Origin of the sequence: Bradyrhizobium sp. BRP22 (assembly GCF_020194175.1) — a bacterium.
Taxonomy (GTDB): Bacteria; Pseudomonadota; Alphaproteobacteria; order Rhizobiales; family Xanthobacteraceae; genus Bradyrhizobium.
Genome location: NZ_JADYVX010000044.1, coordinates 1 through 26,179, shown reverse-complemented (window position 1 = coordinate 26,179; position 26,179 = coordinate 1). Strand labels below are relative to the sequence as shown.

The 26,179-nt window shown below is 60.2% G+C and carries 33 protein-coding genes and 4 pseudogenes; 13 read left to right on the top strand and 24 right to left on the bottom strand.

Annotated elements, in window-relative coordinates; all coding sequences use genetic code 11:
* The first annotated feature begins 458 nt into the window (after positions 1-458).
* Positions 459-1,196: an OmpW family protein gene (locus tag I6F35_RS34630; RefSeq protein ID WP_275945530.1), complete on the top strand. Its 738-nt coding sequence runs from the start codon at positions 459-461 to the stop codon at positions 1,194-1,196.
* 559 nt (positions 1,197-1,755) lie between these two features.
* On the opposite strand, the gene I6F35_RS34625 is transcribed toward I6F35_RS34630, so the two are convergent.
* Complete coding sequence (locus I6F35_RS34625; protein ID WP_225122120.1) at positions 1,756-2,103, bottom strand: (2Fe-2S) ferredoxin domain-containing protein; 348 nt, start codon at positions 2,101-2,103, stop codon at positions 1,756-1,758.
* A 585-nt stretch (positions 2,104-2,688) separates the two neighbouring features.
* Between I6F35_RS34625 and I6F35_RS34620 the strand changes: the two genes are divergently transcribed.
* Positions 2,689-3,012: a hypothetical protein gene (locus I6F35_RS34620; RefSeq protein ID WP_225122119.1), complete on the top strand. Its 324-nt coding sequence runs from the start codon at positions 2,689-2,691 to the stop codon at positions 3,010-3,012.
* Between the two features lie 971 nt (positions 3,013-3,983).
* Here the strand turns inward: I6F35_RS34620 and I6F35_RS34615 are convergent.
* From I6F35_RS34615 to I6F35_RS34540, 16 genes and pseudogenes are all read right to left on the bottom strand, one after another.
* The gene (locus tag I6F35_RS34615; RefSeq protein WP_225122144.1) at positions 3,984-4,433 is read right to left on the bottom strand and encodes a Rieske 2Fe-2S domain-containing protein; all 450 of its coding nucleotides are present in this window, start codon (positions 4,431-4,433) and stop codon (positions 3,984-3,986) included.
* Positions 4,434-4,802: 369 nt separating this feature from the next.
* Positions 4,803-5,936: a DegT/DnrJ/EryC1/StrS family aminotransferase gene (locus I6F35_RS34610; RefSeq protein ID WP_225122143.1), complete on the bottom strand. Its 1,134-nt coding sequence runs from the start codon at positions 5,934-5,936 to the stop codon at positions 4,803-4,805.
* 65 nt (positions 5,937-6,001) lie between these two features.
* Positions 6,002-6,271 carry a hypothetical protein gene (locus tag I6F35_RS34605; protein WP_225122118.1) on the bottom strand — a complete coding sequence of 90 codons (270 nt, stop codon included), beginning with the start codon at positions 6,269-6,271 and terminating at the stop codon, positions 6,002-6,004.
* A 34-nt stretch (positions 6,272-6,305) separates the two neighbouring features.
* Positions 6,306-6,665 carry a hypothetical protein gene (locus tag I6F35_RS34600; RefSeq protein ID WP_225122142.1) on the bottom strand — a complete coding sequence of 120 codons (360 nt, stop codon included), beginning with the start codon at positions 6,663-6,665 and terminating at the stop codon, positions 6,306-6,308.
* Between the two features lie 13 nt (positions 6,666-6,678).
* Positions 6,679-6,917 (bottom strand): annotated as a pseudogene (locus tag I6F35_RS34595) (nitrogen fixation protein NifZ).
* Entirely contained in the window at positions 6,914-7,234 is a 321-nt protein-coding gene (locus I6F35_RS34590) for a nitrogen fixation protein NifZ (protein ID WP_208829847.1), read from the bottom strand. Before I6F35_RS34590 ends, I6F35_RS34595 begins: the two are co-directional and overlap by 4 nt.
* Positions 7,134-8,003 carry a 4Fe4S-binding leucine-rich repeat protein gene (locus tag I6F35_RS34585; RefSeq protein WP_225122117.1) on the bottom strand — a complete coding sequence of 290 codons (870 nt, stop codon included), beginning with the start codon at positions 8,001-8,003 and terminating at the stop codon, positions 7,134-7,136. Before I6F35_RS34585 ends, I6F35_RS34590 begins: the two co-directional genes overlap by 101 nt.
* Positions 7,993-8,529 carry a hypothetical protein gene (locus I6F35_RS34580; protein ID WP_225122116.1) on the bottom strand — a complete coding sequence of 179 codons (537 nt, stop codon included), beginning with the start codon at positions 8,527-8,529 and terminating at the stop codon, positions 7,993-7,995. Before I6F35_RS34580 ends, I6F35_RS34585 begins: the two co-directional genes overlap by 11 nt.
* A gap of 332 nt (positions 8,530-8,861) precedes the next feature.
* Positions 8,862-9,086, bottom strand: a complete 225-nt coding sequence (locus I6F35_RS34575) for a 4Fe-4S binding protein (protein WP_225122115.1) — start codon at positions 9,084-9,086, stop codon at positions 8,862-8,864.
* Positions 9,087-9,097: 11 nt separating this feature from the next.
* The gene (gene nifB / locus I6F35_RS34570; protein ID WP_225122114.1) at positions 9,098-10,594 is read right to left on the bottom strand and encodes a nitrogenase cofactor biosynthesis protein NifB; all 1,497 of its coding nucleotides are present in this window, start codon (positions 10,592-10,594) and stop codon (positions 9,098-9,100) included.
* 342 nt (positions 10,595-10,936) lie between these two features.
* Entirely contained in the window at positions 10,937-11,797 is an 861-nt protein-coding gene (locus I6F35_RS34565; protein ID WP_225122113.1) for an SIR2 family protein, read from the bottom strand.
* Entirely contained in the window at positions 11,794-12,015 is a 222-nt protein-coding gene (gene nifT, locus I6F35_RS34560; RefSeq protein ID WP_225122112.1) for a putative nitrogen fixation protein NifT, read from the bottom strand. The genes I6F35_RS34565 and nifT overlap by 4 nt, the downstream gene beginning before the upstream one ends.
* A 4-nt stretch (positions 12,016-12,019) precedes the next feature.
* Positions 12,020-13,219: a cysteine desulfurase NifS gene (nifS, locus tag I6F35_RS34555; protein WP_225122111.1), complete on the bottom strand. Its 1,200-nt coding sequence runs from the start codon at positions 13,217-13,219 to the stop codon at positions 12,020-12,022.
* Positions 13,216-13,506, bottom strand: coding sequence for a NifU family protein (locus I6F35_RS34550; protein WP_225122110.1), 291 nt, complete (start codon positions 13,504-13,506; stop codon positions 13,216-13,218). The genes nifS and I6F35_RS34550 overlap by 4 nt, the downstream gene beginning before the upstream one ends.
* A gap of 16 nt (positions 13,507-13,522) precedes the next feature.
* Complete coding sequence (locus I6F35_RS34545; RefSeq protein WP_208829856.1) at positions 13,523-13,846, bottom strand: iron-sulfur cluster assembly accessory protein; 324 nt, start codon at positions 13,844-13,846, stop codon at positions 13,523-13,525.
* Positions 13,843-14,121 (bottom strand): hypothetical protein, encoded by a 279-nt coding sequence (locus I6F35_RS34540; protein ID WP_225122109.1) that lies wholly within the window; start codon positions 14,119-14,121, stop codon positions 13,843-13,845. The genes I6F35_RS34545 and I6F35_RS34540 overlap by 4 nt, the downstream gene beginning before the upstream one ends.
* On the opposite strand from I6F35_RS34540, the gene I6F35_RS34535 reads away from it, so the two are divergent.
* Positions 14,120-14,710: a hypothetical protein gene (locus I6F35_RS34535; protein ID WP_225122108.1), complete on the top strand. Its 591-nt coding sequence runs from the start codon at positions 14,120-14,122 to the stop codon at positions 14,708-14,710. The genes I6F35_RS34540 and I6F35_RS34535 overlap by 2 nt on opposite strands.
* 9 nt (positions 14,711-14,719) lie before the next feature.
* On the opposite strand, the gene I6F35_RS34530 is transcribed toward I6F35_RS34535, so the two are convergent.
* From I6F35_RS34530 to I6F35_RS40020, 3 genes and pseudogenes are all read right to left on the bottom strand, one after another.
* Positions 14,720-15,133: a Rieske 2Fe-2S domain-containing protein gene (locus I6F35_RS34530; protein WP_225122107.1), complete on the bottom strand. Its 414-nt coding sequence runs from the start codon at positions 15,131-15,133 to the stop codon at positions 14,720-14,722.
* Between the two features lie 32 nt (positions 15,134-15,165).
* Positions 15,166-15,876 (bottom strand): hypothetical protein, encoded by a 711-nt coding sequence (locus tag I6F35_RS34525; RefSeq protein ID WP_249792848.1) that lies wholly within the window; start codon positions 15,874-15,876, stop codon positions 15,166-15,168.
* Positions 15,877-15,900: 24 nt separating this feature from the next.
* Positions 15,901-15,975, bottom strand: a pseudogene (locus I6F35_RS40020) (hypothetical protein); the annotation flags it as partial.
* A 238-nt stretch (positions 15,976-16,213) separates the two neighbouring features.
* Here I6F35_RS40020 and I6F35_RS34520 point away from each other — a divergent pair.
* The 7 genes from I6F35_RS34520 (at position 16,214) to I6F35_RS34495 (ending at position 20,379) form a co-directional block, all read left to right on the top strand.
* On the top strand, positions 16,214-16,441 hold the full coding sequence (locus I6F35_RS34520) for a hypothetical protein (protein ID WP_225122105.1): 228 nt from the start codon (positions 16,214-16,216) through the stop codon (positions 16,439-16,441).
* 354 nt (positions 16,442-16,795) lie between these two features.
* Positions 16,796-17,044: a hypothetical protein gene (locus I6F35_RS40660; protein WP_346283234.1), complete on the top strand. Its 249-nt coding sequence runs from the start codon at positions 16,796-16,798 to the stop codon at positions 17,042-17,044.
* Between the two features lie 49 nt (positions 17,045-17,093).
* Positions 17,094-17,363 carry a hypothetical protein gene (locus I6F35_RS40655; RefSeq protein WP_346283233.1) on the top strand — a complete coding sequence of 90 codons (270 nt, stop codon included), beginning with the start codon at positions 17,094-17,096 and terminating at the stop codon, positions 17,361-17,363.
* A 150-nt stretch (positions 17,364-17,513) separates the two neighbouring features.
* The gene (locus tag I6F35_RS34510; protein ID WP_346283232.1) at positions 17,514-18,056 is read left to right on the top strand and encodes a hypothetical protein; all 543 of its coding nucleotides are present in this window, start codon (positions 17,514-17,516) and stop codon (positions 18,054-18,056) included.
* 1 nt (position 18,057) lies between these two features.
* Positions 18,058-18,357: a hypothetical protein gene (locus I6F35_RS34505; RefSeq protein ID WP_225122104.1), complete on the top strand. Its 300-nt coding sequence runs from the start codon at positions 18,058-18,060 to the stop codon at positions 18,355-18,357.
* 536 nt (positions 18,358-18,893) lie between these two features.
* A complete protein-coding gene (locus tag I6F35_RS34500) occupies positions 18,894-19,883 on the top strand; it encodes a hypothetical protein (RefSeq protein WP_225122103.1) in 990 nt (329 codons plus the stop codon).
* Between the two features lie 46 nt (positions 19,884-19,929).
* A complete protein-coding gene (locus I6F35_RS34495) occupies positions 19,930-20,379 on the top strand; it encodes a hypothetical protein (protein WP_225122102.1) in 450 nt (149 codons plus the stop codon).
* A gap of 764 nt (positions 20,380-21,143) precedes the next feature.
* Here I6F35_RS34495 and I6F35_RS34485 read toward each other — a convergent pair.
* From I6F35_RS34485 to I6F35_RS34475, 3 genes and pseudogenes are all read right to left on the bottom strand, one after another.
* Positions 21,144-22,122: pseudogene (locus I6F35_RS34485) on the bottom strand (PDR/VanB family oxidoreductase).
* A gap of 12 nt (positions 22,123-22,134) precedes the next feature.
* Positions 22,135-22,884, bottom strand: a complete 750-nt coding sequence (locus I6F35_RS34480) for a GntR family transcriptional regulator (protein WP_225122101.1) — start codon at positions 22,882-22,884, stop codon at positions 22,135-22,137.
* A gap of 3 nt (positions 22,885-22,887) precedes the next feature.
* Positions 22,888-23,934, bottom strand: coding sequence for an aromatic ring-hydroxylating dioxygenase subunit alpha (locus tag I6F35_RS34475; RefSeq protein WP_225122100.1), 1,047 nt, complete (start codon positions 23,932-23,934; stop codon positions 22,888-22,890).
* Positions 23,935-24,383: 449 nt separating this feature from the next.
* Here I6F35_RS34475 and I6F35_RS34470 point away from each other — a divergent pair, with 449 nt between their 5' ends.
* The 3 genes and pseudogenes from I6F35_RS34470 to I6F35_RS34460 all read left to right on the top strand — a co-directional run bounded on the left by I6F35_RS34470 (position 24,384) and on the right by I6F35_RS34460 (position 25,729).
* Positions 24,384-24,668: a hypothetical protein gene (locus I6F35_RS34470; protein ID WP_225122099.1), complete on the top strand. Its 285-nt coding sequence runs from the start codon at positions 24,384-24,386 to the stop codon at positions 24,666-24,668.
* Positions 24,665-24,913, top strand: coding sequence for a hypothetical protein (locus I6F35_RS34465; protein ID WP_225122098.1), 249 nt, complete (start codon positions 24,665-24,667; stop codon positions 24,911-24,913). Before I6F35_RS34470 ends, I6F35_RS34465 begins: the two co-directional genes overlap by 4 nt.
* Before the next feature lie 51 nt (positions 24,914-24,964).
* Positions 24,965-25,729, top strand: a pseudogene (locus I6F35_RS34460) (FMN-binding negative transcriptional regulator).
* Positions 25,730-25,789: 60 nt separating this feature from the next.
* Here I6F35_RS34460 and I6F35_RS40015 read toward each other — a convergent pair.
* The coding region (locus I6F35_RS40015; RefSeq protein WP_249792843.1) for a hypothetical protein at positions 25,790-26,179 on the bottom strand (390 nt) is incomplete at its 5' end.

The window sequence follows — 26,179 nt, the reverse complement described above, 5'->3', positions numbered from 1 at the left end:
GCACCAGGATCATTTCCAATCCGACGTCCGAAACAGGCACGGCGCGACTTGATTAGCAAATGCGGGCTGGCGCCTTTCAGAGAAAGGAGGACCTGGGCAAATTGGCGAACATTCTCTCTTCAATGAACTGCCGCGCATGCGCAGGGCATGACAGGCGGCACAACTTCGAGGACCCTCGGCCGCGCGTTACCGCTGCGGCTGGATTGCTTTAGAGCATGATCGGCAAACGTGGAAACCGGCTTTTTCCGAGAAGATCATGCTCAAAGAAAACATCGGGCGGAACGACGATTCGAAGAAAAGTCGGTCATCACGCTCTATGGCGTGGTCTTATTGCAACATGGCAACTTAATCGCGCCTCCAAGTCCGACTTTGATTCCCGTCAAATACTTCGCCTTTCTGCCTGTGTGACAGAGACGTCGCGCGACCCCCTCGCGCTGACTTGGGAATCGGAGAATTTGATGAGAACAAGAGCAATTCTGACGACGGCCTCGCTGCTCGTGATTGCGGCGGCATTCGGTGACGCCACCATGTCGCTGCAAGCTGCCGATCTCGCGTCGGCACCGATCTACACCAAAGCGCCGCCGGTCGAACCCTTCAATCCTTGGATGATCCGCCTGCGCGTGCTCGGCGTGTTACCGGATGCCCGAGGTAGCTCGGTTGACGTCTTCGGTGTACCAGCCCTATCGTCGCCGAACTCCGGTCTCTCGATCAGCGATCAAGTGATCCCGGAGCTCGACATCACCTATTTCTTCACCCCAAACGTCGCTGCCGAACTCATCCTCGGCGCAACCAGGCATCACATCAGCGGCACCGGGACGCTCAACGGGCTCGACATCGGCAGAGCCTGGCTGTTGCCGCCGACGCTGACCCTGCAATATCACTTCACCGAGTTCGGTGCGTTCAAGCCGTATATCGGTGCCGGCATCAACTACACCGTGTTCTTCAACCAGTCCGCGGCCAACACGCCGATCGACGGCTTTGCGGTGACGGACTTGCACATCAGCAACCAGGTCGGCGCCGCGGTCCAGTTCGGCTTCGACTACATGCTTGATCGCCACTGGGGTCTCAACGTCGACGTGAAGAAGCTGTGGCTGCGGCCGGATTACTCGGCAACCGTCAACAACGCGATTCCAGTCACCGGGCGCGCCAACATCGATCCGTGGCTGGTGGGCGGCGGCGTCACCTACAAATTCTGACGCAGGAGCACGATCCGGGAAAGTAGAAACCTTGTGGCGCTAGCACCACGATCGAGCGAGCTGACGATTCCAAGAAGCGTCGTCTCGCTCTGCGCCGGGATCCGGGCCCGGCGCCGCATTCGCTTTGACGTTGCGCTATCGGCGGAGCCAGTATGACGTGACGGACGCGATCGAATGGTAAGTGTGATTGATCAACTCATATTCACATTTCGCGAGCATCGCGCAAAGCAACACATGGACATCAACGTTAGGGATCCAAACGTCTCGCCCGTGGGCGATGCCAACAAATGGTAACCAGTGGCTTGAATTTCAAAGGCTCGTCCAAGGTGAGAACCTGGTCCCGGAGTACCCCTCTCACCGAACATCCCGGTGAAAGCGAGGGCGGTACAGATAAGGTCAAGCGCTTGGTGTTTGGCACGTCTTCGTGAAGAAGCACCGTAAGATCGCCACGCTCATCATCGTGGCGAAAGAAGGTAATCCAACATTCCGAAGACGCCAGCGTTGATTGGAAGCCGGTCCTTACTTGATAGCCCGCGCAAGCGGTCTTAACCGGGGCTCCTCAGCTCCGCTTCAACACCGTCACCAGACGGTCGACACGTTTACCTTTCTTGAGATGCGACTCGATGATTTCGTCGATGTCGTCAGGCGTGGTCGGGCGGTACCAGACGCCATCGGGATAGACCACCATCAACGGTCCGGCCCTGCAAAAGCCGAGGCAGCCGGCCGCCGTGACGCCGATATCAGTGAGCGCTTGCGCTTCGATCGCCTTGCTCAGCCTGTCCCAGAGGGCTTGCGCGCCAGCTGCACCGCAGCTGCCGTGCGGATGAGTGGGCGGACGCTGGACGTGGCAGGCAAAGACATGATGCCTGTAGAGTTGAGGAAGCTCGAATTCGGTTTCTGAGTTCATGCGCCTGCCACACCTTCATTGGGTTCATCTAAAGAGAGATAACGTCCGAGCGCATCGCCGCTGCGACCGCGGTCGTCAGCGCGATCCATGAACTTGTCGCCCTATTTTCCGCTGAGCGCCGTATCGACTATCTGATGCTGCTTGCTCCGGCTCTTGGCTACGAGAGGGGCGACGCGACGCGAGCACGACAATGATCGCCGTCGTCGGCAACATCAGCCATGGACGCCTCCCGGTCCCGAAAGGCCTTTCCTGATCACAACTTTCAACGCCTGGTCCCATTACCCCGATCTGCCTTACTGCCGCTTGGCTTGTTCGCCCATCTTGCGTCTCTATGCAAGCTCCGAACCACGATGCGCAACGCGCGCTTCTGCGCCGATACTTGCCGGCCTGCCGCGGCACAACTGTTACTCATTGTCACCTGTGCTACAGCAACGGTCTCTTTCGTTGCGTAACTGACAAACATCGACCCAGACGCGTGTACCTCCAGCTTTTCCGTAGCTAGGCCTTAAGTTAGCCGAAGAAATCCCAGTCCTTCTGCATGGCCCGGCTCTTGCAGTCTCGTCTCGCGAAAGGATGTAGCGCGTCATGCCCGTCATCTTCTCGGAGGAGTCCATCGGCTACTTTGCCGATCAGCTCGATGCCCTGCTGCAGCAGGACATCACCTACCCGCACCATTCGGTGCGCACCGACCGCATGTTTCGGGTGGGCGCTGAACGCTGTGACGAGGAGCGTGATTTGCCGAGCGCGGCTTGCGCAAGGGCTCAAGCCAAGCCGGCTGTGATGACGACTGCGCTAATGGCAAACCGCAATCGTGGATGCGAGCGGCGCCGGCACTTCATGCTCTACACCTCGAAGGCCCTGAACTTCAATCAGTCCATCCTGAGGCAAAGACCTCGATTGCAAGGCTAAGGTCAATGGATATACCGCTTGAATTGATGCGCCCGGCATCTGCACTCGCAGGAACATTCCCTTCTCGCCGCACGCACGGCCAGCCTACTCCAAGCCAGGCTGCGAGAACTCCTGATACAGGATCGTCATTTCATTACTTAAGCGGTCCTGTTACGTCTGGGCCTGAGATCCCCCTGCCCCAGCCCAGACGGAGCCCTCGGCGGTTGTCGCCGCCGAGGGCTTTTTTTTGTCTCGAGCGTCTGTTGGATGTCATTAACACCTGCTCGTCTCGGCTCCCCACAAGTGCGGCCTCGGAAGTGAAGCCCGCACACGGATTCACCCGGCCGAATGCTGCTGGGCTCGACGTTCGCCGTCTTGCCTCCCTCACTCGGTGGACAGCGTCGAGCCGCGCCGCTCGCGCTCGGCAGCACGCGATTTTATGGATTTAGCAATATGTGGGGAGGAAGTCCCGTTCTGAAAGCACGCAGGCGGTCCTATCGCAGGCTAGGGTGGACGGAAAGCAAAAGGAATGCGGGACAAAGTCAGCCCCCACCTATTCTTGGGTCCGACGGCTTTCCTCATACGGCTTGCCTGTCTAGTTGCGTCCAGCTAGCGAGCGTTGACAACGCGAAATCGAGTTCGGCGCGCGCAGTGTGTTCGCTAGCGATCCTCTCCTGCGATGCGGCGCACATGTAGGCGCGGCAGGCGTCCAACCCGGCGCGCCGATGAGAAAGCCGAGATGGAGCTGCCGCGGGCTGCTGGAATGGCCCTTCTCGGGCGTATAGAGTTTTGGCGGCTAGTCCATTCGGTGAGCTAGCGCTGGAACACCTCCCTAGGCCGTGGAGATCGGTCGGACGCAGGGCGCGAATGATCTCCATTTCAGGGTACTGCGTCCATGCGCGATGAGAGTTGGCGACCGGGCGTTTGATCCTCGCAAAGCCACTTTTCTCCGAAAAGACTCCCTAAGTCCACGGGTCATGAGATCAAGCCCGTTACTCTGGATGGATCATGATGTCCATGGTTTCGTCGCCATCCTCGAACGGACCAGGAAACCCGGTGTCCTCCACCAGCTTCACGCCACACAGGCAGACCTCGCCCCCGATCACGGCGAGCGCAACCGGCTCAAGCGCTCTACCGTTACAGGGGCCACCGATGCAAAGCCCGCTGTCGATCTCGAAGATCGCTCCGTGCCGGCCGCACCTGAGAAAGGCACGGTCGGGCGAGAAAAATTCGCCCGCACGGATGTTGAGCCAGACGCCGTCATGTGGGCAGCGGTTGACATAGCCGTGATAATCATTGCCAACGGTCCGAACCACAACAATCGGAAACGGCCGACTCTCACCGCTCTCGTCGATCCGCGACAGGCTAAAGCCCCTCGCGCTGTCCCGCTCAATTGCCTCGGCGGGGCAGACGGCGAACACCTCAATCTCTTGCCTGCCCATGTCGCGCTGCTCCCCTTGCTCGTGCGTCGTGTTTTCTTGCGCGAAAGACATCGACGGCGATACCGGTCAACCCAAGGACGTCAATTCCACCCTGGTAGGCATTGACGGCCCGCTGAGTGAGAACATCAAGTTGCATTGAGCTTCTCATGTCTTCCCACAGTGCCTTCAAAGCGGCCTTGGCCAGACAAGTAGGCCGGAGCATCCGCGTGTGGTCTGCTCCTGCGTTTGTCCGGAAATGCGATCTCCGGTTTCTGCAGCACCGCCAAGAGTGATGTGGCCTGAATGGCATCAATTATCTTGTCCCACGGTGAGACTGCGCCTGTCGACATTCAAGCCTGCCTTTCGCCTCGCATTGGTAATTCATCATTGCTAATAAATTGCTGCGCCAGCGCCGATGTTGATGGACGCGTCCTTCATCGTCTCCACGATGAACTCGATCTGCTCGTCGGTGAGGTGGCTGTGAAACGGCAGTGCCAGGGCGCGATCGGCGATCTTTTCGGTAACCCGGAAGTCGCCATGACGATACCCGAGTTCGAAATAATGCCGCTGCAAATGCAAAGGATAGCAATAGGCTGCGGCCTCGACGTGCTCGGTGCGGAGGTCATCGACAATGGCGTCGCGGCTGGATCGCGTGAAACGCGTTCCGAGATGGACAAGATAGAGAAGCCAGTTCACTTCGGTCACATCGGGACCGACATAGGGAGGCTTGACACCCTCGAAGGATTGCATATGCGCGTTGTAGAGCTGCTCGGCGAGCCGGCGCCGCTCCAGGATTTCCTCGAGGCGCTTCAGCTGCGCAAGACCCAGCGCGGCTGTGAGATCGCTTATGCTGGCTTGGTGGGGCGCTGCGCTGCTCACGTCAACTGAGGAGCGCTCATCTAAGCGATGGGCGCGATGGCGACGCAAGCCGACGGCCATGTCGATGTCGTCGGTCACCACCATGCCGCCTTCGCCGCAGGTCAGGGCCAGTGGCTGGGCGAAGTCGAACACGGCGATATCGCCAAAGCGGCCGACGAGTTCGCCCTTGTATCGCGATCCGATCGCTTCGGTTGAATCCTCCAGGAGCGGCAATTGATGGCGTTGCGCAATCGCGCGCAAGTCCGACCAAGGCGCCGGATGGCCATTGGGGTTGCCACCAATGATCGCCCGCGTATTGGCCGTGACACGCTCTTCGACCTTCGCCGGAGCCAAGGCTCCCGACCAATAGTCGACGTCGGCGAATACGGCCCTCGCGCCCACAAGACTGATAGCATGCACTACCTCGCGAAACGAATAAGGTGAGGCAATCACCTCCTGCCCCGCTCCGATGCCGAGCGCTTTGAGCGCAAGCAGAAGCCCGATCGTGCCGCTGGGCACGGCAACGGCATATTTGCGCCCAAGGTAGGCGGCAAAAGCTTTCTCGAAGGATTCAGTGATGGTCCCATTGGAGACTCGCGGCGAACACAGCAGCGCTTCCACGGCTGAAAGCTCGGCGGAGGTGATATCGGGGTCTGAGAGCGGAATGAAGCGTAAACCGGGCTCGACCGCGTCCGCGCCATCGTCGCGATGCCCTACCGGTCCAACGCCGATCACCGCCCAATCCTCCTGGCTGCCAGCAGGATACCAATTGCCCGCGCCGGATCGGGCGTGATCTCGAGGCAGCGATCGCAGCCATCGATCAGATGCAGATCAAAATTCGGAAGACTCCGGAATGGTCGCTCGGTCACGCCAGAGGCATCACAGCGTGTCACCGCAAGATGCGGAAAGCGACGCCGCAAGTCGCGAACCGGATTTGCATTAGCCTGCGCCGCCGCGAGCACCCGTTCGATTTCGATCAGTTCGTCTGTGCCGAGCGCCATCGCGTCTCCCATATAATCGGATCCTAAATAAACTTCATAGCCAGAACAGCCGCTCGGAATCGGTGTTCAAGTCCTCGATCGCTGAGATCAGCCGGTGGTAAATACTATAAAACTCCCAGCTTCCGTTTGCGTGGTTCTTGTGAAACAGCTTCCACATGCCGCACACCGTGTCGTAGTGGATCAGCGCGACATCGATAAGGCCGCCGTCGGCATCGATATTGCGAGAGCAGCAGGGACTTTCGATCAGATAGCCACCCCTCACCGCCTTCACTTTCGGCGAGACATAGCGATAGCGCTTGCGCGCGCTCAATGCGCGCTCGATCCGCTTGCAATCGAGCTCGTTTGGGTGAGGGATCATCCTGGTCGCTACCTTTCTGATCACCGCGGCATTCATCGCCAAAGGCCCCTCATAGCACTGTGATTTCTTCTTCAAGACAACCGACGACCATCCTCTCGGCGAACCCGACGAGATAGATTGGCACGTTGCCTTCCGAATGCCTGGCGATCTGCACGATCTCGCCGATCCTCCGGCGCCGATCAGGAGTCCATCGGCCGGTGCATCGGGAAACGAGCCGTCATTGATGATGTCGACCGCTGCCTTGACGCGTTGACCCCATTGGTATTTCGGCAGCCTGCGCGCGATCAGGGGCCGCCCTCTTCAGGCAACGGCAGGTCCACGAGCTCGTCGCGCTCCACCTCCGGCTCGAGCTCCTTGCGCTTCATGCCGACGCAGTTGCCGCTTTCAAGAAATTGAACCCCATAGATGTAGAACTGCTGCAGGAAAGTGCCGATTGAGGCGACGTAACCCACCTCCCCCTTTTTGACGAGGATCTCGCCGATCTCCTTGCCGGCATATGTTCCGTCATTGCGGATGGTACGGCTGGCTCGCACCTTTTCGCCGAAGCTGAAGAAAGGCGGCCCAGTCAACTCGACCACCTCGCTGTCGCGAATGATGTTGCTCATGCCATACTGTCTCTCGGTCGTTCGGGCCGGGTGGCCACGCACACGGGGGGACTTCCTGCACCATCTGGTCCTCGTCTTTGGTCAATTCCGCGAGCCCGGCCGCCGTGACGCGGCTTGCCACCTCATAGCGGACACGCCAATCCGGATCGCGGCGCAGCATGCTGAGGGAATCTGCACACAGGCGCCGTGCGACCTCGAGCCGCACGGCGCCATTGGGATCATTGACCATGCCAAGCAGCCACTCATTGGGAACGCGGATCGCAACCACGCGGCGGACCTCGGGTTCGTCATCGCTCATAAGAAGCCCAAGCAGCGCCGGCGCGATCCGGCTCGCCAGCACCAGGCGGACATAACAGTCCTGGTCCGAGATCATCGGCGCCAGCTCCTCGCCATCCAGCAAGGTCGCAACCCGCATCCTCACCTCCCGATGCGGATCGTTGCGCAGCCGCAGCACAAAGCGTTTGGGCAGGCGCCGCGCGGCGTTCCAGCGCACGGTTTCCTCAGCATCGTCCAGGAGCATCGGCAGCAGAAACACGCTCGCGTGGTTGGCTGCGATCGCGCGCACCTCGAAATGCGGATGGGTAATGTAGGCGTCGGCCAGCGCCGGATTCCAGTTGAAGAAACGGTCGATCCGGCGAGCATAGCGGTCGTGGACGCAGGCGTGCAGCAAGCGGCAATCGCCGCTGGCCCTGAGCCCGATATGAGCGCAGGTCTCGCAGTCGACCTCGTCACGAAGCCAGTCGCGGGCCTTATCGATGTCAATCGTCATCGTCCAGCTCCATTCGCTGCAGCACGTCCAGGAGCACCCTGGCGCCGATCTTGTCGGTCGGGTCGAGCTCCACGAGCTTGCTGGCAGCTGCGCGACCTTCATCCAAATTGCCGAGCCGCATCTGCAGGTACGCGTAGGCTTTTAGCGAAAACAAATAGAAGCGCGGCAGGATGTTCTCGTAGCAATCGAAAGCAGCCTCGCCCGCGCTGACCCGCCGCCAATCGTCAACGAGACCGTTTTCGTGCGCCGCCTTGGAAATACAGAGCTTTGCCACCTCCAATGCCTCAGCCAGGCGACCTTTGTAGAAATAGAAGCGGTAAAGTCCGATTAGGACGGCGGCGTGGCCCGGCGCTAACGCCTGCGCTTCGTGCAGGTGCTTTTCCGCGACCGCATCCACGTGATAGAGGAGCCCGGCCTGCCTCAGATGATCTTCAGCTTCGCGCGGCAGGGCTTCCCGGAGTAGCATGTGCGCGATCAGCGCCCCATCGCTCCTGGACAGCGGATTGCCTGCCCCAGCGAGGTTCATTGGCAGCTTTCCTGTTCGAATGGGCAGCCCTTGCGCTGGAGTAGCACACCTGCTTCTTGGAAGATCGGTCCGGCCGGCGCGGCAGTGCCTGTCAATCGATCGTGACACCGCCGAGCATTAGCGGCCCCCCGAATTGAGGCAATATTACCGGTTCCGCTCGAGGCCTTGCTGACCGGGCCGAGGTGCCGGCGCAACACCTGTCTTACCGGACAAATCCGAGCAACCACCGGCGGTGGCGGCGAGGCGGAAGCTGCGCTAGCGGTGCGCAGCATGAAAATCGTGAGGTTTTCAGCGCTGGGCACCGGTGTAAAGATCATGGAATCGGCCCCTATTTACGCGCGCGCCTGGTAGCGCGGCAAGGAGGTGTCCACGACGCAGGTGTTATCGACCGGGCACACCGCGACGCATTGCGGCTCGTCAAAATGGCCGACGCACTCGGTGCATTTCTTGGGATCGATGACGAAAGTACCGCCTTTCTCCGAGATTGCGACGTTGGGACATTCGAGCTCGCAAGCTGAGCAGCTCGTGCATTGCGAGGCGATGATCTTGAATGGCATTGACCTTCCCCTTAGGCGGCCGAAATCAGTGCGGCTTGGCGGATCGCCGCCTCACCCCGCTCGGTATGCTGGATTTCCCCGCTTTGCACCTTCTCCAGATAGGACTTGAACCAGGCGATCGCTGATTTTTCGATGAACTCATGAGCGTATCGGTCCACTGGCTCGATCCCGGCCTTCAACAAATTGCTTTTCGGACAGCCGCCGATCTTAGCCACGAATACCGCATGGCAGTCCTTGATGGCGCGGATGATAGTGGCAAGGCGTTCCTCCTCGCCATAACCGCCCTGACAATAGTGATCGACACGGCGATGGCCGACGAACTTGGCACCCGTCGTGGAGAGTTCGTACACCTGGAACTCTTTGGCGTGACCGAAATGCTCGTTGATCACGCCCGCGCCCTTCGTCGCCACGGCAACCATGAGATTGATGTCGCTCATATTCGTTGCAAGCTCGACCAGCTCCTCCTGCTTGCCAGCAAGCCTTGCAAGGCGCTCCTCCTCGACTTTGGCCTGATAGGCCTTGCGCATCTGCAGGTCATATTCGACGTCCATGGCCATAACCTTCTCGGTAGTGAACTCCGCGCTGCGGTCCTCGCCGAGCAAGCCGATAGCGTCGGCTCGGCACTGCCGGCAGTGCCGCATCAGGTTCATCTCACCCGCGCAGGCATCCTGCAGTGCCTTCAATTCCTGCGCAGTTGGCTCCCGCTGCCCGCTCAGACCGAACACCGTGCCGTGCTCGGGCGCGGAGATCAGCGGCATTATGTTGTGCAGGAACGCGCCGCGAGATTTGACCGCCTTGTTGACCTTGACCAGATGCTGGTCGTTTATGCCTGGGATCATCACCGAATTGATCTTGCAGAGGATGCCCCGCTCGGTGAGCATCTCAAGCCCTTGCAGCTGGCGATCGTTGAGGATCTTTGCGGCTTCTACGCCGGTGTAACGCTTGTGGTTGTAGAAAATCCACGGATAGATTTTGGCGCCGATTTCGGGGTCGACCATGTTGATGGTGATGGTGACATGGTCAATCTTGAAGTTGGCGATCGTGTCAATATGGTCGGGTAGCAGCAGGCCGTTGGTCGACATGCACAGCTTGATATCGGGAGCCGACCTGGCCACCAGCTCGAAGGTCTTGAAGGTCCTTTTCGGATTGGCCAGGGGATCGCCGGGCCCCGCGATGCCGAGTACAGTCATCTGTGGGATGGTGGAGGCGACCGCCAGCACTTTTTTCGCCGCCTGCTCCGGCGTTAGTTTTTCGCTCACCACGCCGGGCCGCGATTCATTGGCGCAATCATATTTGCGATTGCAGTAATTGCACTGGATGTTGCAGGCAGGCGCGACTGCAACGTGCATGCGGGCGTAGTGATGATGCGCTGCTTCGCTGTAGCAGGGATGGTTCTTGACCTTCTCCCAGATCTCGGTCGGCAGATCACCCTGGCCGGCCTGCGAGCCGCAGCTTGCCTTGCCCCCGCCGCCGGACCTCCCGCAGCCGTTGCGCGCGGCGATCGGCATGACCTTGCCAATGTCGACTGCGCTCTCTGCCGAGCTTGCTTCGTCCAGCGTTGATACGTCCATCCTTCCATTCTCCCTGCGAGGCGCAAACTGAAAAGACGATTTGCAACTCGCGTGCCATGGCCAGATTTGCGAGCAATGTTGATTTAAGTCAAAAGGTGATCCGCTTACCGGCCCCTTTGCGGTGGAAGCGCCGCCTTCTGCACGACATTACCAATGTTAGAACTGTGACAGGCGTCTCGATCCTGACATAGAGATGAACGCACTCATTCCGTGCCGCGAACGCAAGCCAACTCGCGTGCGGCGGCACGCGAGCAAATCGAGACCCATATACAGGATGTGTCAGCTGGCCAGCAGGATCTCAATCGCGCGCGGGAGCGAGATCGCAAGCGGCGTCAGTCCCTGCTCGACCAGAAAGCGCAGCTCATTCCTGGACAGCACGTCCGCCTCCACGATAGCGTAATGAGCACCGGCCGAGCGTCTGGTGAGCTGCCGCGCATAGCTTCGCAGCAACTGATCGTTGAAGCGGCAGCCGATGAAGAGAAAGCTGCGGCCGGTGCGCCGCTCTTTCACCACGTCGGGGATCGGCGTCTGACTGTCGATCTCGGTCAGTACCTCGACATAGTCGGCGTCAGAGATCAGGAAGTTCCTTGCGGGCAGCACGCCGCCGTGCGGCTTGTAGAGGATTGTGCTCCAGCTCTGCGCCGCAGCACGATCGACTTCTTGGCCCGCAGCATCATAAAAGCGATACCACCGGTCCTCGCCGATCCCGGCGCGGCTGATACCCTGGACCTCACCCCATCCCTTGCGCCTTCCAAGCGCCGCCCGCATCGCACCGTACCAGGTGTCGACGATGAGAGGCGGGGCCAGCGCGGCAAGATGATGATGCAGCAGCGTCGGCGCGACCGGCGCAGCAAAGGCCAGCGCCATCAATGCCGTCACGGTAGAGCGATGCTTGTTGTTCTCGATGTGCTGCGCAGACGCCCAGATGTTGCCTTTGGCCCGGCGCGGCAGCGCGACCTTGCTGGCGAAGAAAGCAGCCAAGGCGTCGGGCGTCATCGGCGCATCCAGTTTGGATACATCAGCGAGGCCAGGTCCGAGATAGGGAACGATGCTGGCGGAACGCAGCCGCCTCGCTATGTCAGTGAGAATCGCCTCCGCGTCGGCCGCATTGACGAAGTCGATTTGCGCCGTCGCCTTCATCGGCCCTCGCCGTCCTCGCCACGCTTCCTTGCATTGATCGTGATCGGCAGTGGCGTATCGCTTGCCATTTCGGGCAGATCTAGCACCCAGCCATTGCCTATTCTGATCCAGCCACCCCACAGCGTCTCGCGCTCCGATTCCACGATCGGTTCCTCGAGATCTTTTTTCGGCACATAAATCGACAGGCCCTCCGGAGAGCGGCGGATCATAACTTTCATGAGATCAACTCGTGCATAGGGGCGAAGCGCTGGCCAGATTGGGAGGCTCTTGTGACGTGGCACGCAGGTTAGCCACGATGCCCGACAATACGCGGACGACCTGATCGACTTCGTCGGCGGTGGTTTCACGCGAGAGGGAAAAGCGCACCGCACCGCGGAGGCTCCTTGCCGGCACGTTCATGGCGCGCAGCACATGCGACGGCTCCATTGACCCGGAGCTGCAAGCTGATCCGAGCGAAGCGGCAATGCCCGCTCGATTGAGGTGGTGAACGATTGCTTCGCCTTCGAGATCTTCGAAGGCGATGTTGGTTGTGTTCGGCAGGCGATTGCTGACATCACCGAGCGCGATGCAGTGGCCGGTGTGCAAAATCGCTTGCTCCAGGCGATCGCGCAAGGCGGCAATGCGAACACGCTCCGCCTCGAGCCCCTGCGCCGCGAGCTCTGCAGCTTTTCCAACACCGATGATGCCGGGTATGTTCTCGGTTCCACCGCGGCGCCGTCGCTCCTGTGCTCCACCCCAGATCAGCGGCCTGAATTTCGTGCCTTGTCGTAAATAGAGCGCACCGATGCCCTTGGGGCCGTGCAGCTTGTGCGCTGACAGCGAGAGCATGTCGATAGCACTGTCCCTCAGGTCGATGGGCACCCTGCCTATGGCCTGCACCGCATCGCTGTGAAACAGCGCACCTGCCGCACGCGCCAAGGTGGCCAGAAACTCCACCGGGAAAATCGTGCCGGTCTCGTTGTTGGCCCACATAACGGACGCAATCGCCGTACGCGGTCCAAGCGCCCAGCGAAACGCCTCGAGGTCGAGGCGGCCGCGCGAATCCACCCGGATCACATGCGTCTTGATGCCCGTTATCGCCAATTGCTCGACCAGCGTGAGGATCGCGGAATGCTCGACGGAGGTGGTGACGATCTCGTCGCGCCCTTGCTGGGTCGCGAGCGCAGAAAGGATGGCGGCGTTGTTGGACTCGGTGCCGCCGGAAGTGAAGATGATCTCATGATCGTGGGCGGCTCCCAGCAAACTCTGCAGGCTGCGGCGCGCCTTGGCCATCGCGCCCGCGACCTCACTGCCGAAGGCGTGGCTGGACGAGGCATTACCGAACCGCTCCGTTAAGAACGGCAACATGGCTTGCAAGACACACGGATTCGTCCGCGTGGTCGCATTGTTGTCGAGATAGATCGGCACAAACGTCTCGCTCAATGGCGCGGATTGGCGGCGCCGGCGACCGGGGCCAGGCGAACGAATTCGCCGAGCCTTTGGACCAGCCGTGCCTGAATGCCTTCTACCGTTGCGCTTGAAAACTTGCAGAACACGCAGGCACCGGTCAGCTTGACCGTGATCTTGCTGCCGTCGATCCCAACTAGCTGACAGTCTCCCCCGTCACGTTGCAGATTGGGCCGAATCTCCTCGATCACGGCACGAATGACTTGCTCGCGATCGGTCTCAACCACCGATGTTTGCTTCAGCTGTTCCGGTTCGATCAGCATGCTTCAATTTCTCTTTTCATCTGCCAAAGGATTTGCCGCAGGAGCAGCTTGAGCTCGCATTCGGGTTGTCGAAGGTGAAACCCGAGCCCTCCAGCGCCACGACGAAATCAATCGTCGTGCCGGCGAGGTGCTCATGGCTCTTGTTGTCGACGAACATCTTGATGCCGTCGCGCTCGATCACGGTGTCGTCGGGCTTTGCCTCGTGGGCGAGGCCCATCTTGTATTTGAATCCGTCGCAGCCGCCGGCCTCGACCATGATGCGCAGGCCGCTCGTCGGCTGCGCCGAAGCCGAGATCGCACTCTTGAGTGCGTTCACTGCACTATCCGTCAGATTGATCATAGCTCACCGTTCATCTGCCCGCATCGGTTGCCTGCGAATTGGCAAGTCGCATGCCAGCGCTCCAGAATTTGATAACGCTCGACTTTTTTCAAATCGGCCTGCTGGCTTTGCAACGCGTGTCGGGTTCCTGACATGGCTGATGAGCGGGCGCTGCGCGACTGGGTGTTTTTTTGGATTCCACCAGTGAAGCGTTCCGCCCGCGGCGGCAAACAATTTGCATCGCATCTCCCGCCGGGTGTCCGGCCATTGTCTTGGATCGAGGGATGATTTTTCATGACTGCAATCGAGAACACTGCGCTCGGCCGCTTGGAGAAGGACGGCCGCCTGCTCAATGCCATATTCAAGGGAGGCACCACCAAACCGGGCCGGTTCGGGTTTCGCGGCGATATTGCGCTGCAATTCCAGACCCAGGTCGCGGACGAGAAGCGGCCGCCCCATTATTCGATCGAACAGGTACTGACGTTCGTGCAGGAAGGCGAAAGTACCATTCCGGCCCTAGCCGGCTATTTGCACTGCTTCGCTTATCTTGCCGATGTCGCAAACGTCCTTGAGGGCGCGCTAAGCCCTGATGGCAGCTACTTCATGTTTTGCAACAACATCGACCTGTTGGCGAAATACCGAGTCAAGCTCGGTGATATCACCTTCAACGTGCTGCCATGCGATGAATCCACCGTTTGGAAGGAGATGATGGACCTGGTCGGGGTCGACAAGAATGACATGAAGAAGCTCGATGCGCCCGGCAAGCTCGACTACCTGCTCGACGCGGCCAAGAATATCGATGCGTCCTATGACGAGATCTCTTACGAAGACGGGCTGAAGAGGATGGAGCCCGTGAAAAACCGCAACGAGAACCGGCCGGTCTGAGAGCCAGCTTCAGCTTTCGCTAGAGGAATTCTCCTCCTCGACAAGCCGCACGCCGGTCACGCAGATATCGCCGTCCAGCACCCTCAACGCGACCGGCGTGAGACTGCTGCCCTTGCACGGGCCGTCGACGCAGCGGCCGGTGCCGAGCTCGAAGCTAGAGCCGTGCTTACCACACATCAGCCGGATGCCGCGTGGATCGAAAAACTGGTTGCGTTCCCAGTCCAGATGGACGCCATTGTGCGGGCATTTGTTGAGATATGCAAACACCCGCTTGCCCCAGCGCACCACGACAATGGGCCAAGGCCTCTGGCTGCCGTCTTCGTCGACGATCATAAGGTGGAACCCCATGGCGCGCTGGCTTGGAATATCGTTGAAGCCGCAGATCGCATAGGCGGTATTGGGCTGCGTCCGCTGCTCGTTCATGATAAGACAACCTTCAATTGATCATCCTGCGATCAGCTCTGCAAGAATCGCGCAAAGTACCAGATCGCCGCCCCACCCTTTCTTGGCAGTCGCGGGCGCTGTCGTAAGACCACAATTAATTGCGACCGGTGCACGATCGGCGGACTCGCGTTTTGCGGCCGTCCGCAGGCGGAGGTCACACGTTCGAATCGTGTCGGCGTGCGCCACTTCCGAACAAAACTGGGCACTCCAGCCGGAGCCGCTCCGCCACCCATGACCAGCCGTTCCAGAACGGTCCTGCGGCCGACGATCCGGATTTCCGTGTCGTCCACTTCGACCTGATCGACCACCGACCGGATATAAGCCCGCCTAAAGGGCGTCTCGCCGGTCATGATGCTTGTCCGCATCGCTTCCGTGAAGGCCGCGATCCTCTCCTCGGTGATCCGGGTCTCAGGGCGCATCTCCGCTACCGCGCGGTCGAACGCGACCTGCGCGATGTCGCGCTCGGTTTTGACGGCGGCGACGCGATCCTTGAGCGTGGGATCCGAAGGGTCCGCGATCCCGCTCTCGATGGCGGAATAGAGCCGCCCGAGCCGTCCTTCCGCGTCCGAGAGCTTCGCGCGCAGGGCCGTAAGCCGGGACGAATAGTCTTCGTCCCTCGCGGCCCGCCGTTCCATCAGGCCCGACAGCAACTCCGCAACCCGTTCAGGCGTGAGCAGTTGATCCGCGAGGCGCTCGGTCACAAGGCTGTCGAGCTTGTCCATGGGAACGCTGCGGCCCTTGCATGCGGCTTTTCTCTGCTGGGCGCAGGTGGCGCAGGTGTAATAGCGATACCTCCCCGATTTCCCGGTCCGCAGCGTCATGCCGCCAGAACAGCTCGCGCAGGTGGCAATACCTGTGAGCAAGATCGGGCCGGTCACAACGCGCGGAGGCATGGCCTACGGGTTCTTCGCTTTGAGCATCGCCTGCACGGAAATGGGATCGACGGCGACCGCGACCTGGTCGGCTTCAGGCTTCGCTTCCTTGGTCTTCCAAACCTTGCGATTGAACTTGTGCAGCCCCTTGTATGTCGCGCGCGTCAGGATTTGATGGAGAGGGCCGATGAAGACGGAATTCCCGGACGCGGGGCATCTCATCAAGGCCCAGCATCTTCCATCGTTGCACCTCTCGCTTGAGGTCACGCGCTGTCAGTTTTCAGACATGCTGAGGCTGCGGGAGGCGCATCGCCTGAAGGACTTTCACTTCACGGTCGAGGACGAGACTGACGGCTTGTGGCCGGTTCACAGCTGGGGGATGGCTTGCCAGATTGACGCCGGGTCGCGCCAGTAGAGGGGACTCGAAAAGCATGCATGAAAATCCGCTCTTGGAGCGGATTTTCATGCATGCTTCATCGGCCGGTCCTGGCAAGGGAGTGACCGGCCAGGCGGCCGCATTTCCCGCTTGAGATCGCGCTGTTGGTCTTCGGACATGCTAACGCTGCCGGCGGCGGAGGCTGAGCCGACGCGATCTTGCGGTTCCACGGGCTCTATGGCTCGCCAGCTTGGCGCTTAACTGCTTGGTTTTGAACGCATACTCGATAAGAGCTCTGGTCTTGCCATAATCGGACCGATGTATCTTTTCGTTGACATGAGCTATCGGATTGTGATGCCGTGTCCTTGGTCCTAGCACCGCGGACAGGCTTGCATGAACGGGATTAAAAGTCAGGATATCGTCGTTCTGCTGAAGCTCGTAAGCCAGGAGGAAAAGGGGTCCGGGGAGTTCCAATGGAGCTTCAAGGGTGAGGCACCGTACTCTGTGCGTAGCCTCGAAACGCTGCTGGGAATCAGCAAGACCGAGATCAACGCCTCGATCAAGCGCAGCCTTTCAACGGGGTTGGCCATCAAAGACCTCGACTCCGGTTCGGCCAAAGCCCAATCGCCGCAATCTTCATAGCTTCATCATTCATGGCCTGAAGTTTGTCTTTCCTGCAAAGCCCGGTGCCATGACGCGTGGTATTCCTACCGCCTTCGCCGCGCCGATGCTCAAAGGCCGGCTGGTCAGCGGCGGGGAGTATATTTACGTCTGGCCGTCTGCCGAAGGACATGACATGGGGCAATCCGTGCAGCCCTTATTCAAAAGTGTCCCTGAGGCCGTGCAGAAAGATGAGCGGCTATATGAATACCTCGCTCTGGTGGATGCGATCCGGCTTGGAAACCAAAGAGAAGTCGGGCTTGCCGGCGAAAGACTCTCCGAAAGGCTGCTGGAGAAATGACGGTCAAAGGCCAGCTGCTCCAAATGCTGCAGACCGTTGCGGAGGCGCTTGGAAGCGACCTTCGCCAGCGGCTGGTGTTCGTGGGAGGCGCACGACCGCCCTTTTCATCACCGATGAAGTTACCCTTGAAGGCGGCGGGCAACGGACGACGTGGATCTCATTGTTGATCTTGTCGGGTATTCGGATTGGGCGGAGCTGCAGGTGCAGCTTCGTGAGAAAGGCTTTGCGGAATCGCAGGACGATACGGTTATCTGCCGAATGCGGCTCGGCGATCTCAAGGTCGATTTTATGCCCGATGACGCCGACATTCTCGGCTTCAGTAATCGTTGGTATGCGAAAGGGATTGCAACTGCGGTCACCTGTCCGCTGACCGACACACTCGACATACGATGTCTGACGCCGGAATTGTTCATCGCCACTAAGCTGGAGGCCTACCTCGGTCGCGGCCAAGGCGATCTCTTCACGAGCCGCGATCTGGAGGACATCCTCCTGATCATCGATGGCCGGCCGGAAATCGTTGCGGAAGTCCTGGAGGCGGACGAAGACATCCGGCAGTTTATCGCAGAACAGTTTGCGGCTTTGCTCGGCAATCCCGAATTTGATTATTTTCTCGAAGGCAATATTCGGGGACCGGAGGGGCGTGTTGACATTGTCAAGAAGCGTTTTATCGCCCTGAGCGCCGGCGGTGGTTAAAATGGAGATCAATGTCAGTTGGCATAGCCAGACCGGAAAGCGCACCACGGATAATCGCGATTGCGGGGGCATTGGAATCCGGTCCGATGAAACGCTATGCATCGTTCTCGACGGCTCGACGACCGCTCCTGACAGCGGCATGCTTGCCCACGAGATCATGTGCGGCATGATTGATTGGTACGTCGCTTCTGACGAGGCGATAACCACGGAGAGTCTGGACGCGGCTGAAACAGATTCACGGCACATTGTCCTGACAGCATCCGCGCGCTTCGGCCAGTTACATGATGGTGCATATAAGTAGTCGGAACACGCTCCTCGTCTTGCATGCCGGTGACTGTCTGCTGGGACGACGGGACGGAACGATTGAGTGGTTAAACCAGCCCCATACACTCGCCAACGCCACCGGTCCTGTACCTGTTGCGACCCTCGCCGGCCTAACGACACGGCATCGACTGACCCGAAGTTTTCGGGCCAGGGAATTCATGCCTCCTGATGCAATGGAGTTGAATATCGAGAAAGAGCTCGTCATAGCGACGGACGGTTTCTGGGCGGAACTCAGCACGCAGGATCAAGCTCGCTTTCTGGAAGGTCAGAATGTACCGATGCCGACCGATGGGGATGATCGCAGCGCTCTCCGGATTCGGCTTCACGATACAGCGCCGGATAGCCGCATACGATATGACGAAAAGAGTGCTGATGGTTTTTACGCGAAAAAGGGTCGTGAATCTTGGTCGCATTCTGCGCCGGATAGAAATCTCGCAGCATCTCCGTAAATGTTTTCTACAGTGGCCTGCCGGCTCAGCCGCCCAAGCGGTTCATTAGACCCCCGGAGGCAACATGCCGCTTCGTGTGACTTTTGATACCAATGTCCTGGACCTTGCTTGCTGGCCTGAACGATTCCCGAAAGACCCTCGTCAGCCATTGATGAAGAAGGTCCACGATGCCCTCGCAAGCGGCCAGCTGGAAGGCTTTTACTCTGTGACGATGCTCACCATCGAAGGGATCATGCGGCAGGACCGCGCCGACGTGTTCGCCGGCACCCAGACTGTGATGCAGCCTGAGACCACCCGCATCACCAAAAATGCGAACCTGCCGGAGGAAATCCGCCAGAAGGTTGGCAGCGAAGATGTGGAGACGATTGGTATGGAGCTCCGTGTGGAGCAGCCGGGACGCAAGAAGCTGCATCCCGAAGTCGTTGCCCGCATGCAAGCGGCGAAAGCGCTGGGCGTCAGGGTGTTGGAAGATGTGCCCCGGATCGGAGCATTCCGTGTGAATGACCCGACTGGAGAATACTATCTTGGCCGGGGCAAAGGCGATGAGCTGCGGAAGTGGATCGATAAGGCTCATAAAGTTGCCGGGGCGATTGCAGCCCGCGGCATGGGGTATGCACAGGTCAAGGCGCTCGGAGAAAAGATGGCTGCGCGTGACCCTGAGAGCGCCTGGTTTCGCGCACTCGACAAGGCGGCGGATATTCACGAGAAGCGTGCGGTCGAGCGAGCCTTTGGCGAATGGGCCGACGGCGATAGCGTCGCCGCTCATGTCGCCTATGGTCTCGACGCGTTCTGCTCGGCAGATGTCGGCAACAGCAATGCCACGAACTCTGTGTCGCGGCTGGCTGACCGCGACCTATGGCGTGCGCTTCATGACCTTCGAGGAGCTTGCAGCCAGCCTCCCATAAATGTGCGGTTAGGATTTAACTTGAGCTACAATGACATAGCAGTTCCCAGTTTCATCCTGCCGGGCGCGCCACTTGCGAACAACGTTTGGGGTAGCCCCTCAGGGCGAGGCGCGATGGAGAGCCGATTTGGAGAGGAAATCGACAGATAGATTGCTTTTCGACGAGCTGGCGTGAATTTTCGCAAAGGCGGATATTTTGACCATTTTTCGACATACGCGCGAAAATCAGCGACATGAATTGATTTTCGACAACCTGCATGAAAGGCATTTCCGACATCCTGTCATCAAATATGATATGAAGCATACGGCGGAACTTTATCGGTATTACGACTGCACGGCAGAGGCCGAGTTTCTATACGCGTGCGTCCAAAGAACCGTCGAGTACGACCTACCTCACGAGTTAGATTATCTACGCCGCCATGATGAGGCGCGGCGGAAAATCATGGAGACGGTCGAAATGCCATACAGACTGGCCGACGACCTCTTGCTTTTCATTCGGCAGAACAACGGGACCCTGTCAAAGAAGAGAAGGCAGCGAGAGTTCGAAGCTCTGACAGATGACGAGGTCGAGCGCATCGAACGGGTCGTCCAGGATGCGTTCGACGGCTTCAGCGATAGCGGAGATTCAGCGGAAAGTTCAAACTGAAGCATCACCGGCATCCGTGCGCATTTGAAGAGCGCGGAGGCCGATGCAGAAATTATAGAGCTCCGGGTTGACATAGCCGCTCCCAGTTTCATCTCCCCGGGCGCGCCACTTTCGAAGAAAACTCGGCACTCCCGGCCGGAACTGCGCCTCCGCCCATGACCAGCCGTTCGAGAACGGTCCGGCCGCCGACGATCCGGATTTCCGCCTCGTCACCCTCGGTCTTTGCCGAGTTCGACCGATGGCATACATGCATCCGTCCCTCCGCTTTTGGAGGCACGGACGAACAGCTGAATCGGATGGCCAATCTGCAAGAGCCTTCACGCCCAAGCAGGGCCAGCATCTGGTCTTCATCGACGCCTACACCCGCGTGCATCGCCGGCCATCTGCCGAGTGGGAGATGCAGCTGCACTTCGGGGTATCCCCGCCTTCCGTTCACCAGATGGCATTGATCCTCTAACGCGCAGGCCTCATCAGGCGGCAGCCCGGCTTGGTCCGCAATATCGAAGTGCTGGTCTCTCCCGAGTAGCTACCCGTCATTGCAATCCCGAACCAATCAATCAAAACCTCTGGTCTGGCCGCAGGACCTGCAGCATCAGCCTCGTGGCGAGGGTATCGAGACAACCAACCAGGTCGAATACTGCGCCAGACCATGCGGCGAAGTCCACGCTACCTGATCGGGCGGCCGGTGCCAGCCGCCCAGGTTGCGGCCTGCTCGATCCGAAGAAAACTCACGCGGCATAGCGTAGGCGGCCCAGGCGAGTGAGCTATGTCGCATCCGCCCGATGCAGCGTGTCGACCGTGATCGTGCCGCGGGCGCGCGAGACGCAGGCGCAGATCTTTCGGTTTTCGCGCTTCTGGTGATCGCTGAAAAAAACGTCGCGATGGTCGATCTCGCCGTCGAAGGCGACGACGTCGATGGCGCAAACGCCGCACTCGCCCCGGCGACAATCGCTCATCCTCGTGGCCGGCCTCGTTGAGCACCTCGAGCAGCGAGCGGTCGCGCGGGATCTCGATCTCGGTGCCTTCGTCCTTGAGCCGCACCCGAAACGCTTGGGTCGGCAGCAGGCCGCTCGAGCCGAAAGTCTCGTAACGGAAGTCATCGAGCGCACGGCCGGCACCGCACCATGCATGCCGCGCGGCCTCCAGCATCCGCATTGGACCGCAGCACAGCGCCATGGTCTCCGCCGGAAGCGAGGCGAACAGCGCGTCCAGGTCGAGACGGCGGCCCTCGTCACCGGCGAAGACGATAAGGCGATCATCGAGCAGCGCCTTAAGCGCATCAAGATAAGCCGCGTCATTGCGCGAGTGCACAGCATAATGCAGCGTGACGTCGGCGCCGCGGCGGGCCAGCGCCTGTGCAGCACCGACGATCGGCGTTACACCAATGCCGCCCGCGACGAGGCAATAATGCTGCCTCGTCCAGTCGAGCTGAACCAGCGAGCTCGGCTGGGTAATTTTGACCCGCGCGCCTGGCGCCAGCGACCACATATAGCGCGAGCCGCCACGCGAATCGGCTGCGCGGCGAACGGCAATCCGATAGCCCAACCGATCGGCTTCGCCGACAAGCGAATAACAACGCGTCTGCGGCTGACCGTCGATACTGACGCCGACCTCGATGTGACTGCCGACCGGATAGGAGGCGATCGCAATGCCGTCCGGGCGCAGCAGGAATTCACGAATGTTAGGCGTGAGGTCACGCGTGGCGACGACAGTTGCCTGTCTCCAGGTTTCGATGAAGCGCATCGGAGTCTCCGCTTACTTGGCCGCAGGCGACTTGACCAACGCGAGTGCCTGCAGCAGATGGGTGCGATTGCGTAATGCCAGCCGCAGGTTGCGCGCGGCGAGGCGTGCATGCTCGCGCATGATTGCTTCTGCACGCGCCCCCTCGCGGTTCTCAATGGCTTCGACCGCCCCCCGATGATGGTCCTGCGCGATCAGCAGGATTTGATTGGCCTCAGGCAGCCGCGACTGCGCCATCACGAAGCCGCTGGGGGAAGCAAAGGGCAACGCGCAGGCGCGGTCGAGCTGCCGCAGCAAGGGCGGGCTGCGCGACAATTCGGTCAAGAGTGCATGGAAGCGCGCGTTCAGTGTGACGTAGGCGGAGAAGGCCTCGACCGAGATCGGATCCTGGCGCACCAGCAGGTCGATTTCACTGAGGCTTTCCTTCAGCGGTTCGAGATCGCGCGAGGAGACGCCGCGTTCGGCCGCGAAACGCGCGGCCAGCCCTTCCAGGGTGCCGCGCAGCTCGATGGCATCAAGGATGTCGCGCTCGGAAAAGGCTTTCACCCGGAAGCCGCCGGAGGGAATCGCTTCGAGCAAACCTTCCTCCTCCAGCCGCACCAGCGCCATGCGCACTGGCGTGCGCGACACGCCGGTGGTTTCGACCGCCTGCAATTCGGAGATGCGCTCGCCGGGGCGCAAACCGCCCGACAAGATCAGGTCGCGCAGCGCAAGCTGCGCGCGCACGGTCTCCGAGACGGAGCGGTCGGCGTCACGCTCCGCCATGGTCTACTCCGCGGCTAGCCGTCGCGGCGGATTTTCCTTCGCCAGCATGCGGTCGATCAGCCGCCGCGCCCACATCGCGCCGGCATCGATGTTGAGGTTGTAGAACACGCGATCCGGGTTCTCGTCCATGGCGCGCTGCTGCGCCTCCAGGATGATCTCGTCCTCACGAAAGATGCCCGCGACGCCTTCACGGATTTCCGTGGTCAAGCGCTGCTCGTTGAGGCGGTGATTGCGGACAAACGCCGAGAAATAGTGGCAGGTCTTTTCCGTCTCCGGCGTAATCGTGTTGAGCACATAGCCGTTCACACCCTGCGACCGGTCGCCTTCCGGTGCGCCTGTTCCGACCGGCGCCACCCCGACATCGATGTTGACGGTGCATGGCGCCTGGAACCGGATGATCTGCCAGCGGTCGACCGGCCCGGGCTTGCCCAGCTGTTTGGCCCAGAATGGCGGCGGCTCCACCCCTTTCATCCAGCGCGTCACCGTGACCGTCTTCTCGCCATGCGTGACATCAAACGGCGCCTCGGCAATCGCCGCATTGCCGATGCTCGAGCCATGCACAAAGGTCTCGTGGGTGAGGTCCATCAGGTTGTCGATCACGAGCTGGTAGTCGCATTTGACGTGAATGGTATTGCCGTCGCCAGCCCAAGCTGGATCGTTATTCCAGTGCATGTCCGGCACAAGGGCGGGATCAGTCAGCGCCGGATCGCCCATCCAGAGCCAGACGAAGCGATGCCGCTCGACGACCGGGTAGGCACGCACGCAGGCCGACGGATTGATCGTCTCCTGCGAGGGCATAAAGGTGCAGCGACCCTGCGCATTGTATTTCAGGCCATGATAGCCGCAGACCACGGTGTCGTCTTCGAGCCATCCCTTCGATAGTGGCACTAGGCGGTGCCAACAGGCATCCTCAAGGGCTGCAACCTCGCCATCGCTCTTCCGGTACATCACGACGTGCTTGCCGCAGATCGTGCGCGGCAACAGTTCATGTTTGACCTCCGCGTCCCAAGCGGCCGCGTACCACGCATTCCTGGGAAAGGGTTTTGGCATGAGATCCTGTCCTCCCTTGGGATCAATGCCGAATACCATATGTATACGGTGTGGCGCCAACGCGGCAGCATCTACCGGTTTTCCCTAGATGTTGAGAGATTCCTGCATACAATTCTAGTAATGCTGTGCACGACGTGCGGGGTCTCCCGATGAGCGATCGCGCCGGCTGAAGAGCCGCGCAAGCTTTCGCAGGCATTTCCGCAGCGCCTGAGGCGGGGAGTCTGGCCATTTGGACTGGAGTCGGCGATCTTCTGGAGGAACGCCTAGTGTCCGCCTGCTGCACCGGCGCGCAATTGCGATTGATCATTCACGGCAGACGCCTAGTTTGCCGGTCTTTGAAGGGCAAGTCTGCCCGATCCACCTCGCCCATGTCGAGCGCAGCCATGGCCGCCGCCCGCACGATTAAACAGCTCTCGCGTTGCGGATCGCCATTCAGCACGAGGTTGAGGATGGGCTATCTGGTGATGTCCTCTGAAATTCGGTCCCTGTTCGCCACGGCCAAGCAGATCATGGACAGACACCCGCCAGCGGTCGAGCAGGAAGCGCTCGCTACGATGTTTCGAGATGGGCATGTCAAGCGCGGCCGGCAGCGCAAGGGCGAGCGCGGGCAATCCTGGTTTGCCTTGCGCCGCAGATTTGGCGACCAAATCCCTAATCGACGGTGCCGCGGCCGGCTTGCATGTGGTGTGGTGGTCTGGTTTCGCGACCTGCCCAAACGTGCGAAGCAGCGTTGATCAAAGCTGCTCGCGTCAAGGGCGTCCGCATCTATCCGGTCGTTCCCTCTTCGATCAAGGTCTTCCGGGCCACCGGCCCGATCGGACATTATCGGGCTCGTGACGGGTTACGTCCGCGCTGGAAACCACTCCAGATCGAACGCGCCGTCAGCTTCTGGCTCAAGCGGTCGGTCAGCTTCGTTCGTGGCAATTGTCATACCGCATGCCCCTACAGCGGGACCAGCAAAATCAGCGATAACTGGTAGTTTCAATCGTGCCAAGCTGGTCTATCTCAGGGCTGAGAACGGAGAACCGACATGTATGTGCCCGCCGCCTTCAAAGATGACGAAGTCGAAAGCATCCGAGCGACCATCCGCTCCGCCGGCCTCGCTAACCTGGTCACGGCCACCGCGGACGGGCCGCTTGCGACACCCTTGCCGCTCTTCCACGAGGAGACCGAAGGACAGCACGGAGTTCTGTACGGGCACTTGGCGAAGGGCAATCCGCAGTGGCGCGCGGCCCAGAACGGCGAGGCTCTGGTGATCTCCGGAGGCCTACGTGACGCCCTCATGGTATGCCACCAAGCAAGAAACTGGGAAGGTGGTGCCGACGTGGAATTACATCGCCGTCCACGCGTACGGGCCGGTCGAGTTCTTCCAGGAGCCCGAACGTCTGCTCGAGGTGGTCACACGGCTGACGAATGTCATGAGAAGTCGCGTACGAACCCTTGGGCTGTCAGCGACGCCCCCGCTGATTTCATCGCCGCGCAACTGCGCGGCATCGTCGGGGTGCGCATTCCGGTCACCAGGTTCGAGGGCAAGCGCAAGATGAGTCAGAATCGGCGCGAGGCAGACCGCATCGGCGTCGCCGCCGGCCTTGCGGCGAGCGAAAAACCGCCGGATCGGCAAGTGGCTCCCCTCATTCCCGATTCAGGCCTAGAGGTCGTGACTTTTCTTCGACTGATGGTCCGCTCTATAGTTTTGCTCAGCATGATCGTTTCGGAACACCGATGCCCACTTATCGGGATCATGCTCAAAGGCGAGCGCAAGCGCGCTGGGTGTCGAACTCAATCAATCGTATAGAACGCTTCCCGAATGGGATCGAGATCGGGCCGGAGGCAATAATCGCCGTCTGCGTCATTACTAGGCCGGCGACGCGGTTTTTCGGATCGATCCAAAAGTGCGTGCCATAGATGCCGCCCCACCGGTAGCTGCCGGCCGGCTTTTGGCTGGAGCCGGATCGATCACGATCCCAAGGCCCAGCGTGAAGCCCCGACCCGGCCCGCGAAGCGTCGGCAGGTCGCCGGTCGCGTTCTGCGTCATCTGCCGCACCGTTTCCGCGCGGAGCACCTGAGCACCCGCACGCCGTCGAGTTCGCCTTCGTTTAGCAGCATTTGCAGGAACTGTGCATATTTCACTGATGGTGAGCAGCGATTTCGCGCGATCGTGAGCGCCGAATTCAGACGATCGTGAGCAGCCCGCTCCGGCCGAGGCGGTGATAGAGTCAGCGTTCTGGCTGCTCGTCAAGGGTGA

Coding starts and splice junctions, on each gene's coding strand:
- I6F35_RS34630 (WP_275945530.1), top strand. CDS start 459: ATGAGAACAAGAGCAATTCTGACGACGGCCTCGCTGCTCGTGATTGCG.
- I6F35_RS34625 (WP_225122120.1), bottom strand. CDS start 2,103: ATGAACTCAGAAACCGAATTCGAGCTTCCTCAACTCTACAGGCATCAT.
- I6F35_RS34620 (WP_225122119.1), top strand. CDS start 2,689: ATGCCCGTCATCTTCTCGGAGGAGTCCATCGGCTACTTTGCCGATCAG.
- I6F35_RS34615 (WP_225122144.1), bottom strand. CDS start 4,433: ATGGGCAGGCAAGAGATTGAGGTGTTCGCCGTCTGCCCCGCCGAGGCA.
- I6F35_RS34605 (WP_225122118.1), bottom strand. CDS start 6,271: ATGGCGCTCGGCACAGACGAACTGATCGAAATCGAACGGGTGCTCGCG.
- I6F35_RS34600 (WP_225122142.1), bottom strand. CDS start 6,665: ATGAATGCCGCGGTGATCAGAAAGGTAGCGACCAGGATGATCCCTCAC.
- I6F35_RS34590 (WP_208829847.1), bottom strand. CDS start 7,234: ATGAGCAACATCATTCGCGACAGCGAGGTGGTCGAGTTGACTGGGCCG.
- I6F35_RS34585 (WP_225122117.1), bottom strand. CDS start 8,003: ATGACGATTGACATCGATAAGGCCCGCGACTGGCTTCGTGACGAGGTC.
- I6F35_RS34580 (WP_225122116.1), bottom strand. CDS start 8,529: ATGAACCTCGCTGGGGCAGGCAATCCGCTGTCCAGGAGCGATGGGGCG.
- I6F35_RS34575 (WP_225122115.1), bottom strand. CDS start 9,086: ATGCCATTCAAGATCATCGCCTCGCAATGCACGAGCTGCTCAGCTTGC.
- nifB (WP_225122114.1), bottom strand. CDS start 10,594: ATGCCGATCGCCGCGCGCAACGGCTGCGGGAGGTCCGGCGGCGGGGGC.
- I6F35_RS34565 (WP_225122113.1), bottom strand. CDS start 11,797: ATGAAGGCGACGGCGCAAATCGACTTCGTCAATGCGGCCGACGCGGAG.
- nifT (WP_225122112.1), bottom strand. CDS start 12,015: ATGAAAGTTATGATCCGCCGCTCTCCGGAGGGCCTGTCGATTTATGTG.
- I6F35_RS34550 (WP_225122110.1), bottom strand. CDS start 13,506: ATGCTGATCGAACCGGAACAGCTGAAGCAAACATCGGTGGTTGAGACC.
- I6F35_RS34545 (WP_208829856.1), bottom strand. CDS start 13,846: ATGATCAATCTGACGGATAGTGCAGTGAACGCACTCAAGAGTGCGATC.
- I6F35_RS34535 (WP_225122108.1), top strand. CDS start 14,120: ATGACTGCAATCGAGAACACTGCGCTCGGCCGCTTGGAGAAGGACGGC.
- I6F35_RS34540 (WP_225122109.1), bottom strand. CDS start 14,121: ATGAAAAATCATCCCTCGATCCAAGACAATGGCCGGACACCCGGCGGG.
- I6F35_RS34530 (WP_225122107.1), bottom strand. CDS start 15,133: ATGAACGAGCAGCGGACGCAGCCCAATACCGCCTATGCGATCTGCGGC.
- I6F35_RS34525 (WP_249792848.1), bottom strand. CDS start 15,876: ATGGACAAGCTCGACAGCCTTGTGACCGAGCGCCTCGCGGATCAACTG.
- I6F35_RS34520 (WP_225122105.1), top strand. CDS start 16,214: ATGAAGACGGAATTCCCGGACGCGGGGCATCTCATCAAGGCCCAGCAT.
- I6F35_RS40660 (WP_346283234.1), top strand. CDS start 16,796: ATGAACGGGATTAAAAGTCAGGATATCGTCGTTCTGCTGAAGCTCGTA.
- I6F35_RS40655 (WP_346283233.1), top strand. CDS start 17,094: ATGACGCGTGGTATTCCTACCGCCTTCGCCGCGCCGATGCTCAAAGGC.
- I6F35_RS34505 (WP_225122104.1), top strand. CDS start 18,058: ATGGAGATCAATGTCAGTTGGCATAGCCAGACCGGAAAGCGCACCACG.
- I6F35_RS34500 (WP_225122103.1), top strand. CDS start 18,894: ATGCCGCTTCGTGTGACTTTTGATACCAATGTCCTGGACCTTGCTTGC.
- I6F35_RS34480 (WP_225122101.1), bottom strand. CDS start 22,884: ATGGCGGAGCGTGACGCCGACCGCTCCGTCTCGGAGACCGTGCGCGCG.
- I6F35_RS34475 (WP_225122100.1), bottom strand. CDS start 23,934: ATGCCAAAACCCTTTCCCAGGAATGCGTGGTACGCGGCCGCTTGGGAC.
- I6F35_RS34470 (WP_225122099.1), top strand. CDS start 24,384: ATGGGCTATCTGGTGATGTCCTCTGAAATTCGGTCCCTGTTCGCCACG.